This is a genomic window from Pantoea sp. PSNIH1, from assembly GCF_007680655.1.
Classification (GTDB): Bacteria; Pseudomonadota; Gammaproteobacteria; order Enterobacterales; family Enterobacteriaceae; genus Pantoea; species Pantoea eucrina.
Window position 1 is genome coordinate 65,593 of the sequence record NZ_VEIP01000005.1, and the last position, 19,460, is coordinate 85,052.

General features: G+C 56.6%; 20 protein-coding genes. 10 read left to right on the top strand and 10 right to left on the bottom strand.

Annotated features, from left to right (window positions below; translation table 11 throughout):
* Nucleotides 1–5: 5 nt before the first annotated feature.
* From FS690_RS13630 to FS690_RS13640, 3 genes are all read right to left on the bottom strand, one after another.
* Nucleotides 6–1,001, bottom strand: coding sequence for a LacI family DNA-binding transcriptional regulator (locus FS690_RS13630; protein WP_104085879.1), 996 nt, complete (start codon nucleotides 999–1,001; stop codon nucleotides 6–8).
* Between the two features lie 154 nt (nucleotides 1,002–1,155).
* Entirely contained in the window at nucleotides 1,156–1,818 is a 663-nt protein-coding gene (locus tag FS690_RS13635) for an OmpA family lipoprotein (RefSeq protein ID WP_039381558.1), read from the bottom strand.
* 108 nt (nucleotides 1,819–1,926) lie between these two features.
* Nucleotides 1,927–2,487 carry a DNA-3-methyladenine glycosylase I gene (locus FS690_RS13640; protein WP_145339787.1) on the bottom strand — a complete coding sequence of 187 codons (561 nt, stop codon included), beginning with the start codon at nucleotides 2,485–2,487 and terminating at the stop codon, nucleotides 1,927–1,929.
* 128 nt (nucleotides 2,488–2,615) lie between these two features.
* Here FS690_RS13640 and FS690_RS13645 point away from each other — a divergent pair, with 128 nt between their 5' ends.
* The 4 genes from FS690_RS13645 (at nucleotide 2,616) to FS690_RS13660 (ending at nucleotide 5,882) form a co-directional block, all read left to right on the top strand.
* Complete coding sequence (locus tag FS690_RS13645; RefSeq protein ID WP_094111890.1) at nucleotides 2,616–3,278, top strand: hypothetical protein; 663 nt, start codon at nucleotides 2,616–2,618, stop codon at nucleotides 3,276–3,278.
* 100 nt (nucleotides 3,279–3,378) lie between these two features.
* Nucleotides 3,379–3,915, top strand: a complete 537-nt coding sequence (gene dnaT / locus FS690_RS13650; protein WP_039381566.1) for a primosomal protein DnaT — start codon at nucleotides 3,379–3,381, stop codon at nucleotides 3,913–3,915.
* The gene (dnaC, locus tag FS690_RS13655; RefSeq protein WP_071668239.1) at nucleotides 3,915–4,655 is read left to right on the top strand and encodes a DNA replication protein DnaC; all 741 of its coding nucleotides are present in this window, start codon (nucleotides 3,915–3,917) and stop codon (nucleotides 4,653–4,655) included. Before dnaT ends, dnaC begins: the two co-directional genes overlap by 1 nt.
* A gap of 93 nt (nucleotides 4,656–4,748) precedes the next feature.
* Nucleotides 4,749–5,882, top strand: a complete 1,134-nt coding sequence (locus tag FS690_RS13660; protein WP_071668238.1) for an ROK family protein — start codon at nucleotides 4,749–4,751, stop codon at nucleotides 5,880–5,882.
* A gap of 65 nt (nucleotides 5,883–5,947) precedes the next feature.
* Here FS690_RS13660 and FS690_RS13665 read toward each other — a convergent pair whose 3' ends face one another.
* Together FS690_RS13665 and FS690_RS13670 are read right to left on the bottom strand one after the other, a co-directional pair.
* On the bottom strand, nucleotides 5,948–6,985 hold the full coding sequence (locus FS690_RS13665; protein ID WP_039381595.1) for an acyltransferase: 1,038 nt from the start codon (nucleotides 6,983–6,985) through the stop codon (nucleotides 5,948–5,950).
* Between the two features lie 242 nt (nucleotides 6,986–7,227).
* The gene (locus tag FS690_RS13670; RefSeq protein ID WP_224144796.1) at nucleotides 7,228–8,331 is read right to left on the bottom strand and encodes an EpsG family protein; all 1,104 of its coding nucleotides are present in this window, start codon (nucleotides 8,329–8,331) and stop codon (nucleotides 7,228–7,230) included.
* Nucleotides 8,332–8,794: 463 nt separating this feature from the next.
* On the opposite strand from FS690_RS13670, the gene FS690_RS13675 reads away from it, so the two are divergent.
* Nucleotides 8,795–9,538 carry an alpha/beta hydrolase gene (locus FS690_RS13675; protein WP_338045677.1) on the top strand — a complete coding sequence of 248 codons (744 nt, stop codon included), beginning with the start codon at nucleotides 8,795–8,797 and terminating at the stop codon, nucleotides 9,536–9,538.
* A 43-nt stretch (nucleotides 9,539–9,581) separates the two neighbouring features.
* On the opposite strand, the gene FS690_RS13680 is transcribed toward FS690_RS13675, so the two are convergent.
* The gene (locus tag FS690_RS13680; RefSeq protein ID WP_104085873.1) at nucleotides 9,582–10,577 is read right to left on the bottom strand and encodes an acyltransferase; all 996 of its coding nucleotides are present in this window, start codon (nucleotides 10,575–10,577) and stop codon (nucleotides 9,582–9,584) included.
* 203 nt (nucleotides 10,578–10,780) lie between these two features.
* Between FS690_RS13680 and glyQ the strand changes: the two genes are divergently transcribed.
* Nucleotides 10,781–11,692, top strand: a complete 912-nt coding sequence (gene glyQ, locus FS690_RS13685) for a glycine--tRNA ligase subunit alpha (RefSeq protein WP_039381606.1) — start codon at nucleotides 10,781–10,783, stop codon at nucleotides 11,690–11,692.
* A 9-nt stretch (nucleotides 11,693–11,701) separates the two neighbouring features.
* Nucleotides 11,702–13,771 (top strand): glycine--tRNA ligase subunit beta, encoded by a 2,070-nt coding sequence (gene glyS, locus FS690_RS13690; RefSeq protein WP_104085872.1) that lies wholly within the window; start codon nucleotides 11,702–11,704, stop codon nucleotides 13,769–13,771.
* A 57-nt stretch (nucleotides 13,772–13,828) separates the two neighbouring features.
* Here glyS and FS690_RS13695 read toward each other — a convergent pair whose 3' ends face one another.
* A complete protein-coding gene (locus FS690_RS13695) occupies nucleotides 13,829–14,440 on the bottom strand; it encodes a glutathione S-transferase (RefSeq protein ID WP_071668235.1) in 612 nt (203 codons plus the stop codon).
* A gap of 48 nt (nucleotides 14,441–14,488) precedes the next feature.
* Entirely contained in the window at nucleotides 14,489–15,415 is a 927-nt protein-coding gene (fdhE, locus tag FS690_RS13700) for a formate dehydrogenase accessory protein FdhE (RefSeq protein ID WP_094111895.1), read from the bottom strand.
* Between the two features lie 332 nt (nucleotides 15,416–15,747).
* Here fdhE and fdhD point away from each other — a divergent pair, with 332 nt between their 5' ends.
* From fdhD to FS690_RS13715, 3 genes are all read left to right on the top strand, one after another.
* Complete coding sequence (gene fdhD, locus FS690_RS13705; RefSeq protein ID WP_039381616.1) at nucleotides 15,748–16,539, top strand: formate dehydrogenase accessory sulfurtransferase FdhD; 792 nt, start codon at nucleotides 15,748–15,750, stop codon at nucleotides 16,537–16,539.
* A 149-nt stretch (nucleotides 16,540–16,688) separates the two neighbouring features.
* Nucleotides 16,689–17,306 (top strand): superoxide dismutase [Mn], encoded by a 618-nt coding sequence (gene sodA / locus FS690_RS13710; RefSeq protein ID WP_039381619.1) that lies wholly within the window; start codon nucleotides 16,689–16,691, stop codon nucleotides 17,304–17,306.
* A 184-nt stretch (nucleotides 17,307–17,490) separates the two neighbouring features.
* Nucleotides 17,491–18,453 carry a VirK/YbjX family protein gene (locus FS690_RS13715; RefSeq protein WP_094111897.1) on the top strand — a complete coding sequence of 321 codons (963 nt, stop codon included), beginning with the start codon at nucleotides 17,491–17,493 and terminating at the stop codon, nucleotides 18,451–18,453.
* A 6-nt stretch (nucleotides 18,454–18,459) separates the two neighbouring features.
* Here the strand turns inward: FS690_RS13715 and FS690_RS13720 are convergent, their stop codons facing one another.
* The gene (locus FS690_RS13720; RefSeq protein ID WP_065647847.1) at nucleotides 18,460–18,822 is read right to left on the bottom strand and encodes a YibL family ribosome-associated protein; all 363 of its coding nucleotides are present in this window, start codon (nucleotides 18,820–18,822) and stop codon (nucleotides 18,460–18,462) included.
* Nucleotides 18,823–18,911: 89 nt separating this feature from the next.
* Entirely contained in the window at nucleotides 18,912–19,457 is a 546-nt protein-coding gene (mtlR, locus tag FS690_RS13725; RefSeq protein ID WP_175540444.1) for a mannitol operon repressor MtlR, read from the bottom strand.
* Between the last annotated feature and the right edge of the window lie 3 nt (nucleotides 19,458–19,460).

Below are 19,460 nucleotides of genomic sequence, written 5' to 3' on the forward strand. Positions count from 1 at the left end.
CATCATCAGGCGTCAGCGGCCAGGCGCAAAACCGGCTGCCAGAGTGTCTGCAGCTCGGTGACCGGCCTGTCTGCCAGCAGCTGCAGCACCATCTCCGCCACACATTCGCCGATGCGCTGCTGAGAGATCTGCAGGATCACATTAACCGGATGGTCGATAATCGAGTCATGGGGCAGACCGTCATAGACGTAGAGCGCGATCGCACGCGCACCGGAGAGCCGCTGCTGCTGCTGGAGCGCAATGGCTGCACCCTCGCCGAGCGTGCTGCAGTCGGTAATAATGGCCTGCGGCGGCGCAGGGTGACGCAGCCAGGCGAGCGTCTGCTGCAGTCCGGCACGGCGGGTAGGCGGCAGTGCCGCAACAAATTCTGCAGGCTGTGCGGCATCCCGCAGCGTATCGAGAAAGCCGCGGCGGCGATCGAGGATATAGGTGCCCGGCTCATCGGTACCGAGCCAGGCAAGCCGCGTCAACCCCTGCTGCAGGGCGTGCCGCGCCGCCAGCTGCGCCCCCGCGTAGTTATCGTAGTCAAACCAGGCGTAGGGCTGCGGCAGCTTGCTGCGGCCGAGGGTAAGGAAGCGAAAGCCTTTCTGCTGCAGGCGCTCCAGGCGGGCGTCGTGCGGAGTGGTATGGGTAACGATCAACGCATCGAGTGCGCCGCTGCGCAGCATGCGCAATAAATTACGCTGCTGATCGCGCGGTTTATCCGGCAGCAACAGCAGGTCGATATCCTGACGCGCCAGGCACCGATCCAGCGTCAGCAGCATTTCACTGTAGTAGCTGTCGTTAAGCGAGGCGGTACTGACGGGTAATACCAGCCCGACGGCGTTTGCCCGGCCGGTTTTCAGACGGCGTGCCGCAATGTTTGGCCGATAACCGCGACGGCGTGCTTCATCCTGAATGCGTTGCCGGGTTGATTCCGCCACGTCGTCGTAGCCGTTCAGCGCGCGACTGACGGTGGTAACAGAGAGGCCAAGGGCGGCAGCGATCGCTTTGAGTGACATGGGCGTATCCGACCGGTTGAGTTTTTGTCACGCTGGTATAAGCCAGTGTAGTCTTCAGAGAGCGGGGGCAGTATATACTGTTTTCTGGAATGGTTTCCAGTTATTTCCGGAAAGGGTCAGAAAACCGGCCTGCGGGTGCAGGCCGGCAGGCTGTTTAGTTCAGCGGACTGAGGGTGATCTCAACGCGACGGTTCTGCGCTTTGCCCTCTTCAGTGCTGTTGCTGGCAACCGGGTTATCCGGTCCCATGCCCTGCGTGCGCAGGCGATTCTGCGCTACGCCCTGAAGCACCAGTGCGCTGGCCACGCTTTCGGCACGCTGCTGCGACAGACGCATATTCAGCGCGCGTGAACCGGTGCTGTCGGTATAGCCGACAACGTTAACGGCGGTTTTTGGATACTCTTTCAGCACCATAGCCACGCCGCTCAGGGTGTTGGCGCCGGCCGTTTTCAGCGTTGCGCTGCTGGAGTCAAAGGTGACATTGTTTGGCATATTCAGAACAATGTTGTCGCCCTGACGGGTTACGCTGACGCCCGTACCGCGCATTTTGTCGCGCAGTTTCGCTTCCTGAACATCCATGTAATACCCCACGCCGCCGCCCAGCGCCGCACCGGATGCCGCGCCAATCAGCGCGCCCTTTTTACGATCTTTTTTAGAGGAGGAGAGCACACCTACTCCGGCACCGACCACGGCACCCAGACCTGCACCAATTCCGGACTTACCCGCCTGCGATTCGCCGGTATAAGGATTGGTAGTACAACCCGACAGCGCAAGGCTGCCGCTTACAAACAAGGCCAGCGTCAGAGCACGCTTTTTCATCATCAGTCCCTCAATATACTTATGGGTAACACTCCCGGAAGGCGACTATTATGCCGTTCAAAGATGGGGAAATTCGTGAGGCCGAATCTGAAAATGTAAATTTTTGCGTTAAAGATTATCGGGATGGCGGAAACAGGTGGTTTGATGATCGTTAATCAGCCCGCAGGCCTGCATAAATGCGTGGCATATTGTCGGACCGATAAATTTGAAGCCGCGCTGCTTCAGAGCCTTAGAGAGCGCCATCGCCGGTTCGGAAGTGACCGGTGCCTGCCGGTAATCGGCATAATGGTGCAAAATGGGGCGATCGTTCACAAATGACCAGATAAAGCGGGAAAAATCGTCGCCTGCTGCTTCCAGCGCCAGCAGGGCGCGTGCGTTCTGCACAATCGCTTCCAGCTTGCCGCGATGGCGGATCACTCCGCTCTCCTGCATCAGACGGCTGATATCCGCTTCGTCCATTCGCGCGACGGTGGCCGGATCAAAATCATGAAACGCCCGGCGGTAATTTTCGCGCTTTTTCAGCACGGTGATCCAGGAGAGACCCGCCTGCTGCCCTTCAAGGCAGAGCATCTCAAACAGGGCGCGCCTTTCTCTTTGCGCAACCCCCCATTCACGGTCGTGATAACGCACGTAAAGAGGATCTGCGGTTACCCAGCCACATCGCTGCATGCTCTGCTCCCTGTTTCTGCTACGAACGTTCAGCGGCAAGGCTGAAAACCGGCACCAAATGAGAAGCGCGATAAGTCGGGTGAAATATACTAAGCACGCTAATTATTTTATCATTTGGTTACATTATAATGCGTGAACATATTACTCTTATTAGCCGCGAGATGGCGGCCTTTCTCATCAGTGGATTGCTTCTGGTTTTCTGTATGGCGATGGTATATATCGACGTCGCCTGGATGCACAACGCATTACACGAAACGTCGTTTACTGAAATCACGCAGGCCGTGATGCTGACTCTGCTTGCTGCGCTGTTCTTCCGCGCCGCGTCGCAGCGACCTGAGCAGCGCAGCGCGCTGATTCTGGTGGGTGGATTCTACAGTTGCATGCTGATACGCGAACTCGATTATCTGTTTGATCTTATCCGGCACGGTGCCTGGCTCTGGTTTGCGCTCGCGACCACCGCCGCGTCACTGGCGCTGGCGCTGCGTACCCCGGCGCAGATCCTGCCTGGTCTCGCTGCGCTGCTGCAGCACCGCAGCTGGCAGATGATGGCCGCAGGCTTACTGGCCATACTGGTGTTTTCCCGGCTATTCGGTATGCATCAGCTCTGGCAGCAGCTGATGATGGAGGGGTATAACCGGGTCGTGAAGAATATGGCCGAAGAAGGCTGCGAACTCTTTGGTTACACTCTCTGCCTTATCGCATCGCTGCGTTATCTGTGGCAGACGCATACGGCGCAGGCGTCTCTGCCCCGCGATAGCGTCTCGCCTGTGCTGAGCCGCGCTGCACGCTGATTCCTGCCTTTTATGACGATCCCCGGTGCTAAAACAGGTACACTGTCTCTCTGGCGCCGGGTTATCTGGCGCCCCGAAATGCTCAACGTCAGGTCTCTTCATGTCCGTAAAAATCTTATCTTCAACGCTGGCCGGGCTGGACAGCTTCTGCCGCGATCCGCTTGCCGCACTGCACCAGGCCGATAACGGTACGCTGGCCGTGCTGCAGGATAACGTGCCCGCTTTTTATGCGCTGACGCCGCAGCGCCTGGCAGCGCTGCTGGCGCTGGAGGCGGCAGCCCGGCAGCCCAGCGATGTCGCGCTGGATGACACTCTGTTTCAGCCGGATAGCGCCGCGCTGGCTATCCCGGCGGGTAAGTTTGCCATGTATCAGGGCTGGCAGCCCGACAGCGACTTTCAGCGTCAGGCCGCCATATGGGGCGTGGCGCTCAGCGAGCCGGTGACGCCCGCTGAGCTGGCTACCTTTGTAGCTTACTGGCAGGCAGAAGGGCGGCCGTTTCATCATGTGCAGTGGCAGCAGAAGCTGGCGCGCAGCGTGCAGATGCATCGTGCCGGCAATGGGGGCCAGCCAAAGCGCGATATTACGCGTATCGACAATACTGATTACGATATTCCCGATGGTTTCCGAGGTGAGTAATGAAAACGCCAACCGATCTTTTCAATCGCCTGAAAAAAATCATGCCGAAAGAGGTGCAGCCAAAATTCAAAAATGGCGCTGAGCTGCTGGCGTGGAATCAGGAGCAGGGCCGTCTGCGCTCAGAAGCGATAGTGCGTGAGAACCGCGCCATGAAGATGCAGCGCATCATGGGCCGCTCCGGTATTCGCGAACTGCATATGAACTGCTCTTTTGACAACTATCGCGTAGAGAATGACGGGCAGCGCAAAGCGCTGGCGCTGGCGCGCGAGTACGCGGCCGGATTTGAGAACAGTATTGCCAGCTTTGTGTTTACCGGCCGTCCCGGCACCGGAAAGAATCATCTGGCGGCGGCGATCGGGAATGATCTGATCATTCGCGGCAGGAGCGTCCTGATTGTGACGGTGGCCGATTTGATGTCCAGCATGAAGGGTACGTTCAGCGGCGGCAGCGATATCACGGAAGAGCGGCTGCTGCAGGATCTTACGCAGGTTGATCTGCTGGTGATCGATGAGATCGGCATGCAGAGTGAATCGCGCTACGAAAAAGTGATTATTAATCAGATTGTCGATCGGCGCTCCTCTTCAAAACGCCCTACCGGCATGCTCTCTAATCTTGACCCGGCAGGAATGAACAGCCTGCTGGGCGAGCGCGTAATGGACCGGATGCGGCTGGGAAACAGCCTGTGGGTACGCTTCGACTGGGAGAGCTACCGCAGCCGCGTGCGCGGTGATGAATATTGATAGCTGAAACGGGTAAACTGCGCGGCCGCCTGCGCGCCCGGGTGATGCCGGGCTGCTAAACTGAACCGTATCTCATCCTCAGGTGAAGGCGCCATGAAAGCAGCCGGTAAAGGACCAGCGGTACTTCGACTGAATAATCTGAAGCGGGTCATGGCGCAGCTGCGCTCCGCCCGCATCACCTCCCGTCAGGACATCGCCCGGGCGCTGGATCTGAGCAAAAACACGGTTTCACTGATTATCGACGACCTGCTGGCGCAGGGGCTGGTGCGCGAGCTGGGGCCGGTCAGCGTGACGGCGGCAGGACGGCCCAAAATTGAGATCGCCCTGCGGCCGGAAAAACTGAAAAGCGCTGGCATCATGGTAGCGCGACAGACGATCCACTGGCAGGTACGCGACTACTTCTCACAGGTTATTGCGGAACAGACGTGGCGCACCGAAACGGCCGCCCCGGAGCGGCTGCTGCAGGAGCTGGCTGAAGTGTGTCAGACATTATGCGCCGCGCATCCGGAGCTGACAGGGATTGCGATTGGTCTGCCGGGCATTATCGATTCACAGCGCGGCTTTGTGCACTTCTCTGCGCCGCTTGGCTGGGAGAACGTGGCGGTGCTGGCACCGCTGCAACGCTGCGTCAGCCTGCCGCTGCTGGTGCTCAACAACGTCAAGGCAGCCGCGCTGCTCTCTGTACAGCAGCTGCAGCTCAGTAAGGCGCAGAGCCATTTTTATCTGCGTATTGCGGAGGGCGTGGGCGGCGCGCTGATCGATCGCGGCGCGCTGTTTACCGGCAGCAGCTGGACCGCCGGTGAAATCGGCCATCTGCGGATGCAGCGCGAGGGGCAGCTTTGCAGCTGCGGCCGCCGGGGGTGCCTGGAGACGCTGATCGGTCAGCCCGCCATTCAGCAGCAGCTGAGCAAACGCAAGCCGGGCCTGCGCTGGCAGCAGGGTGAGAGTGAACCTTCACTGTTTAATCCGCTGATGAGCGAAGCGGGCGAGCATCTTGGTTTTGCGCTGAGTCAGGTCATGCAGCTGGTTAACCCGGCCTGTATCATTATTGACGCGCCGTGGAACAGCTCAGCTGTTTTCAGGGAGGCGGTACAGCAGACGATGCAGGCCAGTACGCTGGCGTTCACCCACGCGCATACGACGCTGCATTTTCTGGCGCAGCGCCTTGAGCCGGCCCAGGGTCTGGCTCTGGCGGTTATTGCGCAGTATGAGCAGGCAGATTATTAACGCCGTGCACCCTTCTTTTTACCTCATCGCAGGTCAGGCCACCCGCAGGTGGCCTGCTGGCTGATTCAGTCGCGGGCAGCAGCCGGTGGTACGATGGAAGGCGGTGTATGATGCGCCCGTTTCAGGAAGCGGCTCTCCAGCAGGGTCCATGAGGTCCACGCCAGCGCCAGAGTGATGACGATAGTCAGCAGCAGGCCAGCAAAGGCGTTGGCGCTGAACACGCCGAAGTGCTGCAGTACCTGAATAATCGGCCAGTGATAAAGGTACATGCCATAAGAAAGATCGCCAAACTGGCTGATTTTTATCTCACGACACAGGCTGGTACAGCAGAAAATCACCACTGAAGAGAACGCGACCGGCTCAATAAGAAACGCATACTCGCTGCGTTTGCACAGCAGCCATGCCGCCATCGACACCAGCGTAATCAGCTTCAGCCGATCAAAAGCGGGCTTGTGTATCGCCAGCAGGCTGCCAAAGAAAAAGTACGAGGAGAGGGCGACAAACTGCTTCGCCAGCGTATCGGCTTTGGGGCCGCTATAGACAGAGGTGAAATAGAAGAACCAGGCGCAGGAGATGATGAAAATGGCGCCCCAGACTTTCAGCGGATTACGCTTCATCAGCGGAACGATAAACGGTAACAGCACATAGAGCGTCAGTTCCGCTTTGATCGTCCAGAGTGAGCCATCCATCGGCTGGTTTGGATTATCGGTAAACACACCCGGCAGTGAAGCCTGAATAAAATTCAGAAAGGTAAAGTTTGCCACCAGGTACTTAATAGTTTCACGATGTTTCAGAAAATCCATTAGCGGCAATGTCGTCAGACACAGGCCAATGGTAAAACACATCAAAATCACAAATATATAAGCGGGCAGGATGCGCTGGGCGCGCTTAATAAAATAAGAGTTCAGCGAGCGGCTTCTTAAGTAACTTTTTGCAATAAGAAATCCGCTTATTGCAAAAAATCCTTTCACAGCAAAATCGCTATTCAGATAATGTGCAAGGAAACGAATATCGGCATTTCTGGTGACTTCAGCTGAGTGTACCAGCAAAACGATAAAGGCGAGCGAAAGCCTGACAATATCAAAATTATTTTTTTCGTTCATATCAGCATTCTTTTTAATGGGATAACAACGCGCTGTAATAATAATTAAAGCGCCTGTATCGGATGGTGTTCTGATTAAAAGCGTTAAACTCTGCCGCGGCAGATGTAAACTATTAGAGTTTTAAACGATAGAAAAATCAAGCGATGTATAAGCGCGGCGTAATATTCAGAATTTCCCTGGTATGGTGGAAAAAAGAGGTTATAAATAAAAAACGCTAACCAGTTGGTTAGCGTTTTTAACGATTAACGGAACAGCTGGAAGCTGCGCGACACCTCGTAGCCGACGATCGATTGCTTACTGGCCATGGTGTTATAGTAGAGATAGTAGAGCACCATCAGCACGGTTATCGCTACGGCGATGACCTTTCTCAGCTTTTTGGTTTCCCAGATACAGAGTGAAATCAGCACCGGTTCAACCTGCAGCAGGTAGTTTGCCAGGCGGCCGCCAGAGGCGTAGTCCTGCAGCGCCATACGCAGGCCACTGCCGATGGCAAACGTAATCGCCAGAATATAGTAAGTGTTAAATTTTGCCGGGTCGGCGTTTCTGATTTTATCACTCAGCAGCATGTAGCTGAAGATAAAGACAAAGCCAATGTTCTTCAGGTTAGAGAGCGTAAGAATACCCTGCTCCTGGCGCGACTCTGCATCGGCATAGCCCATGGCCCTGTCGCCCAGTGAACCCAGATGGCTGGAGAGCGCGGAGATCAGTGCCGAGCTTCCCATAAAGGCCAGCGGCAGGCTGATAACGACAATCGCAATCGGCACATATTTGTTTTTGCGGATAATCATCGCCATCGGAATAAGCAGCGCGACAACGGCCGTTGCGTGGCAGAAAAACGACAGCAGAAATGTGGTCACCATACCCGATTTACTGCGACGCGACATATGCCAGACAAAGCCGAGCAGAAACGCCGAGCAGAGACCAAAGCGGATCTGGTTCATATCTTTGTTGATAAACAGGTGCGCCGAGTAGACGGCCAGCGCGACCAGCGGCAGCGGCGTCAGCTTGCGGAAGTAGTGCGCGTTAACGCATACCGCGATGAAGGCGATAACAAAGATAAAGATGTCAGCATTGGCCGTAAAAATGCGCGTTGCACCGGCAATCGCATAAATAGCAGGCTCATAGCGAAACTCGACCACGGCGCGCCAGAAGCCCTCGATAATAATTTTATCGAGAAACTGTGCATAGAAGTCGCGATACTGGAAGTCATCAAGGCCGGTTCCCAGGCCACGGATGCCGCCAAAAGTAAAAAGTACTACAACAGCAATAAAATAAAGCCACGTCCTGATATGTGCTGTGTTTTCATTTTTACTTAACATGATTTCGACAATTGCGACAAAAGTCATGCTAAGACTTATGATCCAGTAAATTCCCATGGTCACAGATTCTTATAGTTTAAAATGCACTTATAACATAGGGCTATGTTTTGGTAAACATGAGAAAAGTCTAATTTTTCCTGGCCCGGTATTTTATCAGATTACTGCCGGGATTATTATTCATCCGCTTTCTGCTATTTTCAAATTCTGCTGCTGATATTTTTCCTTTTCAGAGAGTTGCCGATCCGCAGAGGTAAAGAAAAGGCCGAGGCTAAAGTGCGTTTGTAACTGTTTTTATTAATAATATGGAGCCAGAAGAATGATCCTTTTTCGCCTGATAAGCGCGTTTTTACTGCTTTATCTTCCGCTGGCCTTTGCCTCTAAGGAAATTCCTATCTGGCCGGGCGAAAACATAACACAGAATAAATTTATTAATTTCAGTAAAAATCCTGCTGATAATAATCGTGCCGTTACGCAGGTTAATTCGCCGGAAATGATTTATGTAGCGCCTGCGGGAAAAAATAATCACACAGCCGTGCTTATCATTCCGGGTGGGGGATTTTCTTATATTATGAAAGATCTTGAGGGGCTTAATATCGCCACGCTGTTAAGTCGTCAGGGTTATACGTCCTTCGTTCTTCTTTATCGTATGCCGCATGACGGCACCACACAGAATCGCCAGGCGGCCTTTGCGGATGCGCAGCGGGCACTTCGGCTTATCCGGGCTAATGCCCCGCAATACCATATTGCTGCCGATCGTATTGGCGTGATGGGTTTTTCTGCAGGGGCTTATCTGGCCGCGAATCTCAGTAACGATCCGGAGGCTGATAACTATCCGGCACAGGATGCGCAGGACAGCGTCTCAGCCCGTCCCGACTTCACTGCCCTTATCTATCCGGTACTGTCGCTTAAGGATGGCGTAACACATCCGGGCACGCGCGCCGCCATGTACGGCAAAAACATCAGCCCGCAGACCCTTCTGCAGCAGTCGCAGGAAGCGCGCGTCAGCGATCGTACGCCGCCGACGTTTCTCGTTCACGCGCTGAATGACGGTACGGCTTCAGCGCAGAATACGCTGCTGATGTTTGCCGCGCTGCGCGAGCATAAAGTGAAAACAGAAATGCACCTGTTCCAGCAGGGCGGGCACGGTTTCGGGACCGGACAAAAACTAAAGCTGCCGGTAAGAAACTGGCTGACGCTGTTTCATGACTGGCAGAGCACGCTGACTGACCGGTAAAAGCCAGAATGCGCGATGAACTCTGGCGAGCCGGTCAGCGCTTTCAGCTGACCAGCTGTCGCGTATCGATGCGCTTCAGCACCTTTGCCAGCAGCAGGCTGCCCAGCAGCGTGACGCCAAACACCCACGGCAAATCGAGCCAGGGGCGTGACATATCGTCATAGTGGTGAGTACGCAGATAGTGAATAAACAGCGCGTGAAAACCATATACCGGCAGCGAATAGCGAGAAATGGTCGCCAGCAGCGGCAGCGGCCGCTGGTTCAGGCTGTTTTTAAACAGAACCAGCAGGCTGATGGCCGCGATAAAGACCAGCGGTCCGCAGTAGAGATACCAGGTGTCGTTGAAGGCGCCGTTGATTTGCAGCAGCTGCTTTGTACCGAGTGCAATACCCAGCACGCAGGCGATAAAAACGCCTCCCGCCAGCCAGCCGATCCGGCGGCCGCCCGTCTCCATACAGCCGATAGCGCGTCCGAGCAGGGCGTACAACAGGTAGTAGATGCTGTCGCCACTGACATAGAGATTGACCGGCAGCCAGCGAAAGGATCCCACTGACTGGCTGACCGTATTCGGGTTTGCCACCACCGCCAGCACCACCACCAGCAGCACCACATAGCGTTTTTGTACCGTTTTGACCTGTATCAGCGGCGAAAGCAGGTAGATACCGATAATCGCAAAGAAGAACCACAGATGATAAAACACCGGCTTCTGCAGCAGCTTCATGATGGATCGACCTTCGCTGATCGGTGTCAGCCAGGTGATATACGCCAGCGCGACCGCGCTGTAGAACAGCAGGCAAAGCACAATGCGTATCAGATGTCGCGCCTGCGCGCTGCGCTCGCCAAAAAACAGGTAGCCTGAGATCATAAAGAACAGCGGCACGCAGACGCGGGAGGCGGCGTTCATCAGGTTGGCCACATCCCAGGTTATGCCGGTGACCGCCATCGGTCCGGTGATATACCAGGTCGTGGTATGGATCACGATCACCATCAGGCAGGCGACCGCACGTAAGTTGTCGATCCAGCTAATTTTTTGCGGCATGTGATCCTCGCGTACAGATGGTGCGAGGAAGGGTAGCCGCTGTGCCGCCACTCAACAACATCTGCCGCCGTAATTCAGAGCCCTCTGTGCGGCAAAAGCGCGCGCGACCCGCACAGCCTCAGGATTTCCGGCTGCACATTGCCCGGTCAAAGGGTATACTGTCGAACTCTTTTTAATTCACCCGTATCCCGTGCGAATTCAACATGCAAAAGTTTGATACCAAGACCTTTCAGGGCCTGATCCTGACCTTGCAGGATTACTGGGCGCGCCAGGGCTGCACCATTGTCCAGCCGCTGGACATGGAAGTGGGCGCCGGCACCTCACACCCGATGACCTGCCTGCGCGCTATTGGCCCGGAGCCGATGGCCAGCGCCTACGTGCAGCCTTCACGTCGTCCGACCGACGGACGCTATGGTGAAAACCCCAATCGTCTGCAGCACTACTATCAGTTCCAGGTGGTGATCAAGCCTAACCCGGACAATCTTCAGGAGCTCTACCTCGGCTCGCTGAAAGAGCTGGGTATCGATCCCACTATCCACGATATTCGTTTCGTAGAAGATAACTGGGAAAACCCGACGCTGGGCGCCTGGGGCCTCGGCTGGGAAGTGTGGCTCAACGGTATGGAAGTGACGCAGTTCACCTACTTCCAGCAGGTTGGCGGCCTTGAGTGCAAGCCGGTCACGGGTGAGATCACCTATGGCCTGGAGCGTCTGGCGATGTATATCCAGGGCGTGGACAGCGTCTACGATCTGACCTGGAGCGACGGTGCATTTGGCAAAACCACCTACGGCGATGTGTTTCATCAGAACGAAGTAGAGCAGTCGACCTATAACTTCGAATATGCCGACGTCGGTTTCCTGTTCAGCTGTTTTGAGCAGTATGAGAAAGAGGCGCAGCAGCTGCTGGCGCTGGAGAAGCCGCTGCCGCTGCCAGCCTATGAACGCATTCTGAAAGCGGCCCACAGCTTTAACCTGCTCGACGCGCGCAAGGCGATCTCCGTTACCGAACGCCAGCGCTATATTCTGCGTATTCGCACCCTGACGAAAGCCGTGGCGGAAGCCTACTATGCGTCACGCGAGGCGCTGGGTTTCCCGATGTGCAACCGTAATAAGTAAGAGGCAGCCATGACCGATAAAACTTTCCTGGTGGAAATTGGCACCGAAGAGTTGCCTCCGAAAGCCCTGCGCAGCCTGGCGGAAGCTTTTGCTGCACACTTTACTGCCGAGCTGGACAGCGCTGGCCTGACGCACGGCGAAGTCAGCTGGTTTGCTGCTCCGCGCCGTCTGGCGCTGAAAGTCGCAGCGCTGGCGGCGGCGCAGCCCGATCGCGAGATTGAGAAGCGCGGCCCCGCCGTCGCGGCTGCGTTTGACGCAGCGGGTAATCCGACGAAAGCAGCTGAAGGCTGGGCACGCGGCAACGGCATCACGGTCGATCAGGCTGCGCGCCTGAGCACCGATAAAGGCGAATGGCTGGTGCATCGCGCCGCGGTGAAGGGCGAGCAGGCCAGCGCGCTGCTGCCGGCAATGGTCACTACCGCACTGAGCAAGCTGCCGATTCCAAAACTGATGCGCTGGGGCGCCAGCGATGTCCAGTTCGTGCGCCCGGTGCATACCGTGACGCTGCTGCTGGGAGAGGAGCTGATCCCGGCCACTATCCTGGGCGTACAGTCAGCGCGCACCATTCGCGGCCACCGCTTTATGGGCGAGCCGGAGTTTACGCTGGAGCACGCCGATCACTATCCGCAGCAGCTGCTGGCGCGCGGTAAGGTAATGGCTGATTACGCTGAGCGTAAAGCAAAAATCAAGGCGGATGCGGAAGCGGCTGCACAGCAGCTGGGCGGCGTCGCCGATCTCAGCGACAGCCTGCTGGAAGAGGTTGCTTCGCTGGTGGAGTGGCCGGTGGTGCTGACCGCAACGTTTGAAGAGAAGTTCCTGGCAGTACCGGCGGAAGCGCTGGTCTATACCATGAAAGGCGATCAGAAATATTTCCCGGTCTACAGCCCGGAAGGAAAACTGCTGCCGAACTTCATCTTTGTTACCAACATCGAGTCAGGCGATCCGCAGCAGATCGTGGCCGGTAATGAAAAAGTTGTGCGTCCCCGTCTGGCGGATGCGGAGTTCTTCTTTAACAGCGATCGTAAAAAGCGTCTGGAAGATAATCTGCCGCGTCTGGAGACGGTGCTGTTCCAGAAAGAGCTGGGCACGCTGCGTGATAAGACCGACCGCATTCAGGCGCTGGCAGGCTGGATCGCCGCGCAGATTGGTGCAGATGTCAATCACGCGACCCGCGCCGGCCTGCTCTCCAAGTGCGACCTGATGACCAACATGGTGTTTGAATTTACCGACACCCAGGGCGTCATGGGTATGCACTACGCCCGTCATGACGGGGAAGCGGAAGATGTGGCGGTAGCGCTCAATGAGCAGTATCAGCCGCGCTTTGCTGGCGATGCGCTGCCTTCTAACCCGGTGGCCTGTGCCGTCGCGATTGCAGATAAAATGGATACGCTGGCGGGCATTTTTGGTATCGGTCAGCATCCGAAAGGCGACAAAGATCCCTTTGCACTGCGCCGCGCCGCGCTGGGCGTACTGCGTATTATCGTCGAGAAGAATCTGCCGCTCGATCTGCAGAGTCTGACCGAAGAGGCCGTGCGCCTCTACGGCAGCAAGCTGAGCAACGCGAAAGTGGTTGATGAGGTGATCGACTTCATGCTGGGTCGCTTCCGTACCTGGTATCAGGAAGAGGGTCACAGCGTTGATACCATTCAGGCGGTACTGGCGCGTCGTCCTACCCGTCCGGCAGATTTCGATGCGCGCATGAAAGCGGTATCGCATTTCCGCACGCTGGAGGCAGCCTCAGCGCTGGCAGCGGCCAACAAGCGCGTGTCGAACATTCTGGCAAAAGCCAGCGATCCGCTGAACGACAGCGTGCAGGCATCGCTGCTGAAAGAGAACGCGGAGATCCAGCTGGCGACTTTCGTCACCGCGCTGAGCGACAAGCTGCAGCCGTGGTTTACTGAAGGCCGCTATCAGGATGCGCTGGTGGAGCTGGCACAGCTGCGTGAAGCGGTAGATAACTTCTTCGACAACGTTATGGTTAACGCAGAAGATGATGCCGTGCGCGTGAATCGTCTGACGCTGCTGGCACAGCTGCGTCAGCTGTTCCTGCAGGTGGCAGATATTTCCCTGCTGCAGTAAACGGCAGCAGGATGCGGTAGCGAAAGGGACGAGCAATCGTCCCTTTTTTATTCCCGTCTAACCTGCCGGCGGCACGGTACGCGCGAAGCTCTCGCGCTGAAACAGGGTTTCCGCCAGTTTGACCAGCGCCGGGCGGTTTACACACCAGTTCGGCAGCACGCGACGGAAATTCAGATAGCCAATCATGCAGCCGGTCGCAATATCCGCCAGATTCAGTGTGCCGGTGTTGATCAACTCCGCTTTCGCCGCGGCCGCCTCCAGCGCATCCAGACCGCGCTGGATTTTTTCGCGGTTGCGCAGCAGCACCTCTTCAGACTGCTGCGCGCCAGGCCGCATCTGTTCCCGCACAATGGTCACCGCCGCGTCGTTAATACCATCAGCCAGCTTTGCCAGCTGGCGTACCTGCAGCGCGCGCAGCGCATCATCAGGCAGCAGGGCGGGTGCTTCATCACGCAGCTCAATAACCTGAGCAATGACAGAAGAGTCGTACCAGGTTAATCCGCGCTCGTCGATCAGAGCCGGTACTTTTCCCAGCGGATTATAGTGGGGCACCTGGCTATCTTCCGCCCAGGGTGTATGGTTTATAAACTCAAACACGATGCCCTTTTCCAGCAGAATAACTGAAATTTTGCGCACGAACGGGCTGGTATAACTGCCTATCAGTTTCATCAAAGCCTCCGTATAAAACGCGGTACGTAGCGGTAACGCCCGGGCCAGCTATTCGCCGGGAAACATAAATGGATTCAGGCTACTGCGGGCAAACCCTTCCTGCTCCATGCGCGCATCCAGCACCAGCGACGCCAGGTCGTCGGCAACAGGCTCTACCGCCGGATCCCGCTCCTGGCAGAGCAGTTTCATATAGGTGCCGCAGTCGCCGCAGCTCTCTGCATGAACGGCAGCCTGGTGATTATCGAGCGACCAGAGGTGCAGATCGCGCGTCTGCTCACAGTTGCAGCATCGGTCACTGGCGACGTGCCACTCACTTTCGCACAGGTTGCAGTGCAGATAGCGTAATCCCTCCTGCGCCACATCCATATGCACCAGGCCGGTAACCGGAACGCTGCCGCAGACCGGGCAGAACTGCCGGTGATCGCCCTGTTCCGTCCGCACCTTGCCAGGTATCATAGCGGCCATCTGCGCCCAGTACAGCGACAGTGCAGCCCAGACAAAAGGCGACTTATCGCTGCTGACCCGGCTAAATTCCCCGGCCAGCAGCGCGCTGGCAAGCGTCTCCAGCTCGCTGGCGGACGATTTTTCCAGGTTCTCCAGCACCGCCAGCGCCTGGCCACTCATCTCCGGTTTGAGTTCTGCAATCAGTGAGTGCAGCAGCTGCTGCCAGTGACGATCGCGCGGATAGTGGCGAATATCAAGCGGCGGCTCATTGCGCTGCGCGCTTTCTGCAAGGCGCGGACGCAGATCGAGCCGCAGCGGATGGTCATACAGCACAATCTCCTGCGCCTGAGCGATCACTGCAGCAAAGCGCAGATAGTCACCCAGCGGATTTTTTGCCGCCAGATGGCGCAGGCGTGCAGCGCGACGGCTATAGAGATTTTTCAGCCGGGGAAACAGCAGCGGCGGGATCTGTTCCGCGGTCTGCGGTTCGCGTGTTTCCGGCTGATTCTGCGGAATAATGCGAATACTCATCAGGGAACACCTCTATTTTCTGGCGATAACGCTGCCAACAATGAAAGCAGCACGACTACGCTGATGATAGCAGCCTGACGCTCAGGCGGCTGGCTGACGGACGATTAACTGCCGGTGACGGCAGCCGGAGGGAGGGACGATTCTGTGACCGCCGCGGGCCGCGCAGCCAGAGTGCCAGCACATAAGTTGAAGAAAAATTTTTGGCCGACGTTCATGCTCAGCATCTGAACCGGCAGCCGGTATAGCGTACAGGCCGTGAGGCCCGCCGCTTTTGATGAGTGCAATAAGAGACAGATAACGTGACAGCAAAACAGCAGGCAGGTGAGCAACCTGTGAAAACGATCGCTGGCGTAAGCCAGGCTGAAGTGTGGCAGCGCCGGACACCGGAAACGGCCGAAACTGACTGGCTGGCACAGGAGGTGCCGGTAGCGCTGGTCTATAACGGCATCTCGCATGTGGTCATGATGGCGACGCCTGACAACCTTGAGGCGTTTGCGCTGGGTTTCTCGCTTTCAGAAGGGATTATTGAACAACCGGCTGAGATCTATGGCATCGATGTGGTGCCGGGCTGCAACGGCATTGAAGTACAGATTGAGCTCGCCAGCCGCCGGTTTATGGCGTTAAAAGCGCAGCGCCGGGCGATGGCGGGGCGAACCGGCTGCGGCGTCTGCGGCGTTGAGCAGCTGGATCAGATTGGTAAGCCGCTGAAGCCGCTGCCTTTTACCCAGACGTTTGACCTGGCTCAGCTGGACAGCGGGCTGGCGCGGCTGCGTGACTATCAGCCGGTGGGCAATCTTACCGGCTGTACGCACGCGGCGGCATGGCTCTCACCCGAGGGATTGCTGCCGGGCGGCTGTGAAGATGTCGGGCGGCACGTTGCGCTGGATAAGCTGCTGGGGCTGCGCAGTCAGCAGGGATGGCAGCAGGGCGCAGTACTGGTTTCCAGCCGCGCCAGCTATGAGATGGTGCAGAAGTCCGCCATGTGCGGCGTGGAGATCCTGTTTGCGGTCTCGGCCGCCACCCAGCTGGCGGTAGAGGTTGCGCAGCGCAGTAATCTGACGCTGGTAGGCTTCAGTAAGCCAGGGCGGGCAACGATCTATACCCACCCGCAGCGGCTGCGCTAGCCGGTTCAGGCCGCTGAACCGCAAATCCTTATCATTTCTACGGCATTGATAACCCTTTTATGGATCATGATTTTAACTATAATGATCCCACTGCTTACGCGGCACACTGGTAAGGTGATGCTGCAAAACATTAAATGGAGAGGAAGAACATGAGTTATTCACTGCCATCCCTGCCGTACGCCTACGACGCACTGGAACCGCACTTCGACAAGCAGACGATGGAAATCCATCACACCAAACACCACCAGACCTACGTAAACAACGCTAACGCAGCGCTGGAAGGTACCGAATTCGCCGATCTGCCGGTTGATGAGCTGATTACCAAACTGGATCAGCTGCCAGCAGACAAAAAAGGCCCGCTGCGTAACAACGCTGGCGGCCACGCTAACCATAGCCTGTTCTGGAAAGGCCTGAAAACCGGCACCACGCTGCAGGGCGACCTGAAAGCGGCTATCGAAAAAGATTTCGGTAGCGTTGAGAAATTCCAGGAAGAGTTTGAAAAAGCAGCAGCTACCCGTTTTGGCTCTGGCTGGGCGTGGCTGGTGAAAAAAGGCGACAAACTGGCTGTGGTTTCAACCGCTAACCAGGATAACCCGCTGATGGGTGACGCGATCGCCGGTGCGTCTGGCTTCCCAATCATTGGTCTGGATGTGTGGGAGCACGCTTACTATCTGAAGTATCAGAACAAGCGCCCTGACTACATCAAAGCGTTCTGGAACGTAGTGAACTGGGACGAAGCAGCAGCGCGTTTTGCTTCAGCAAAATAATCAGCGCTTATTTCTGCGTAAAAAACCGGTGCGATGTCGCCGGTTTTTTTTATCTGCGTCACGGCAATCTAAACCCCGGCTAAACAGCAAACCGTTTAGTGCCGGCGGGGTGGGGTCATTAACGAATCGTTGAAGCGGCTGTGCTTAACATTGCAGCAGGTTTTTTCGAGACGTTAAGCTCCTTATGACAACAATTACCCACACTGAATCGGGCGATCTCTCTTCTTCAGCGCTGTTTTTTCCGCTGATCAGCGGCAAACTTCGACCTGATAATCTCTGGCACAGCGGCCGCTTTCGTACCAAGTTTGCGTTGCGAACGGCGCTCTATCCGTTTACCACGCTGACCTATCTGCAGCAGCTGGCGCAGCTGCCCTTTTTGCCACAGCTGATGGCCAGCCAGGGTCTGCTGCCCGCTAAACCGCATCGTCCCTATCTCTGTTCGCGGTTTAGCGTGGCGCAGCGCGCACGCGCTATCGTGCAGCACTACCAGCATGTTGCACAGCTTGATAATCCCGCCCTGCGTCAGCTAATGCTGAATCCGGCCGGGACGCCTGTTGCACAGCTCAGCGGCAAAAATGAAGAGCAGTTTACGATTGCCTGCAGCTCCGGCTATTACGATCGCGAAGGTGAGCTGACGCTGACGTTGCACTATCAAAGTATGCTGCTGGCCTCCCTCTCATTCTCGCTGATTGGCGGGCCGCAGCGGTGTACGCTGTTTATTGGCGGACTGCAGGGGCCGCGCAAGCATATTCCGTCGGAGGCGATCCGCGAAGCGACTAAAGCGGCGCACGGTCTGTTTCCCAAGCGCGTGCTGATGGAAGCGCTGTTTCTGCTGGCGGAGGCGTGTGGAGCAGAAGCGATAGCCGCCGTCGGGGACACCACGCATGTGTTTCGCAGCCTGCGCTATCGACACAGTAAAGGGGATAAGTTTTTTGCCAGCTACAGTGAGTTCTGGCTGTCGCTGGGCGGCGAGGAGCGGGCCGACGGCTGCTTTACGCTGCCGCTGCAGATGGAGCGCAAAGCGCTGGAGGAGATAGCCAGTAAAAAGCGCGCCGAATATCGCCGGCGCTACACGCTGCTCGACAGCCTGAAAGAGCAGGTTCAGCAGGCCGCCGGCTGCGCTCACCGCGCAGACCGTGCAGCCTGAACAGCCTCAGAACGGCTGTTTTGCGTAGCCGGTCATGACTTTCAGACCCATTTCTCGTCCCAGCGCGGTCATCGGATGCACCACAACCAGGCCGCGCACGCTTTTCTTCAGCGCACCCATGTTGGCCTGCTCTTTTTTCGTGATTTCACGGCTGAACGGCAGCTGCTGCAGCTGCTGCGCCTCTTTGCTCAGCTTTTCATCACGTACGCCGCGCAGACGTTCAATCTCCTGCACCAGCGTCTCTTTCTCTTTCAGCAGCGCACCCAGCTTTTCAGCGTCACCCGCTTCCAGCAGCTGGGGCTCTTTGCGGTTCAGTGCGTCCAGCTGATCGCTGAGGCGTTTGATCTCGGCTTTGACTTGTTCTTTCATTGGAAAAACTCATTAAGGAAAACAGGGAAAGGATACATTAATTTAGGCCGGGCGGGCAGTATGACTGTTCGATGTACCGCTGCCTGAGGTCAGACAGCGGGCTTTTTGAATGCCTGCTTGTGCGAAATTCGGGAAATCAGTTCGGTCAAAGAGAGCACCATGGTGGATCGCACCATCTGCAGATAACGCTGCTGCTGCATAATGCGCAGCGCCTCATCATCGCGGGTGAAGTCGGGCTGCGGCGGCCAGGCGACCACACAGTGCAGCTCACTGAACGGACCCAGCACCTCGTCATCAGTAAAGCGATAGTCGCTGGCGTCGTGGTTCAGCTCTTCGCGCAGCGTCAGCAGCAGTTCGCAATCCTCATACTCCTGCCGCGTAATCACGCCCAGTCCGTAAACAAGCTTAAGACGTACCGACAGCTCGCCCAGCGGCCCGTCTCCCAGCAGCAGTGGTTCGACGGCGTACCTTACCGCATAATCATCTTTGCGAAAAACCTGCAGCACCAGCAGATTAACCGCTTCTGCCAGCAGTTCAACCGCAGCAATCAGAAAGCTTCTCACCGAACGACCGGCGTTCAGGCGCTCAAGCACCTGGTTTTCAAAAGCCTGCTTCTCTTCCATCATTGCCTGCATCGT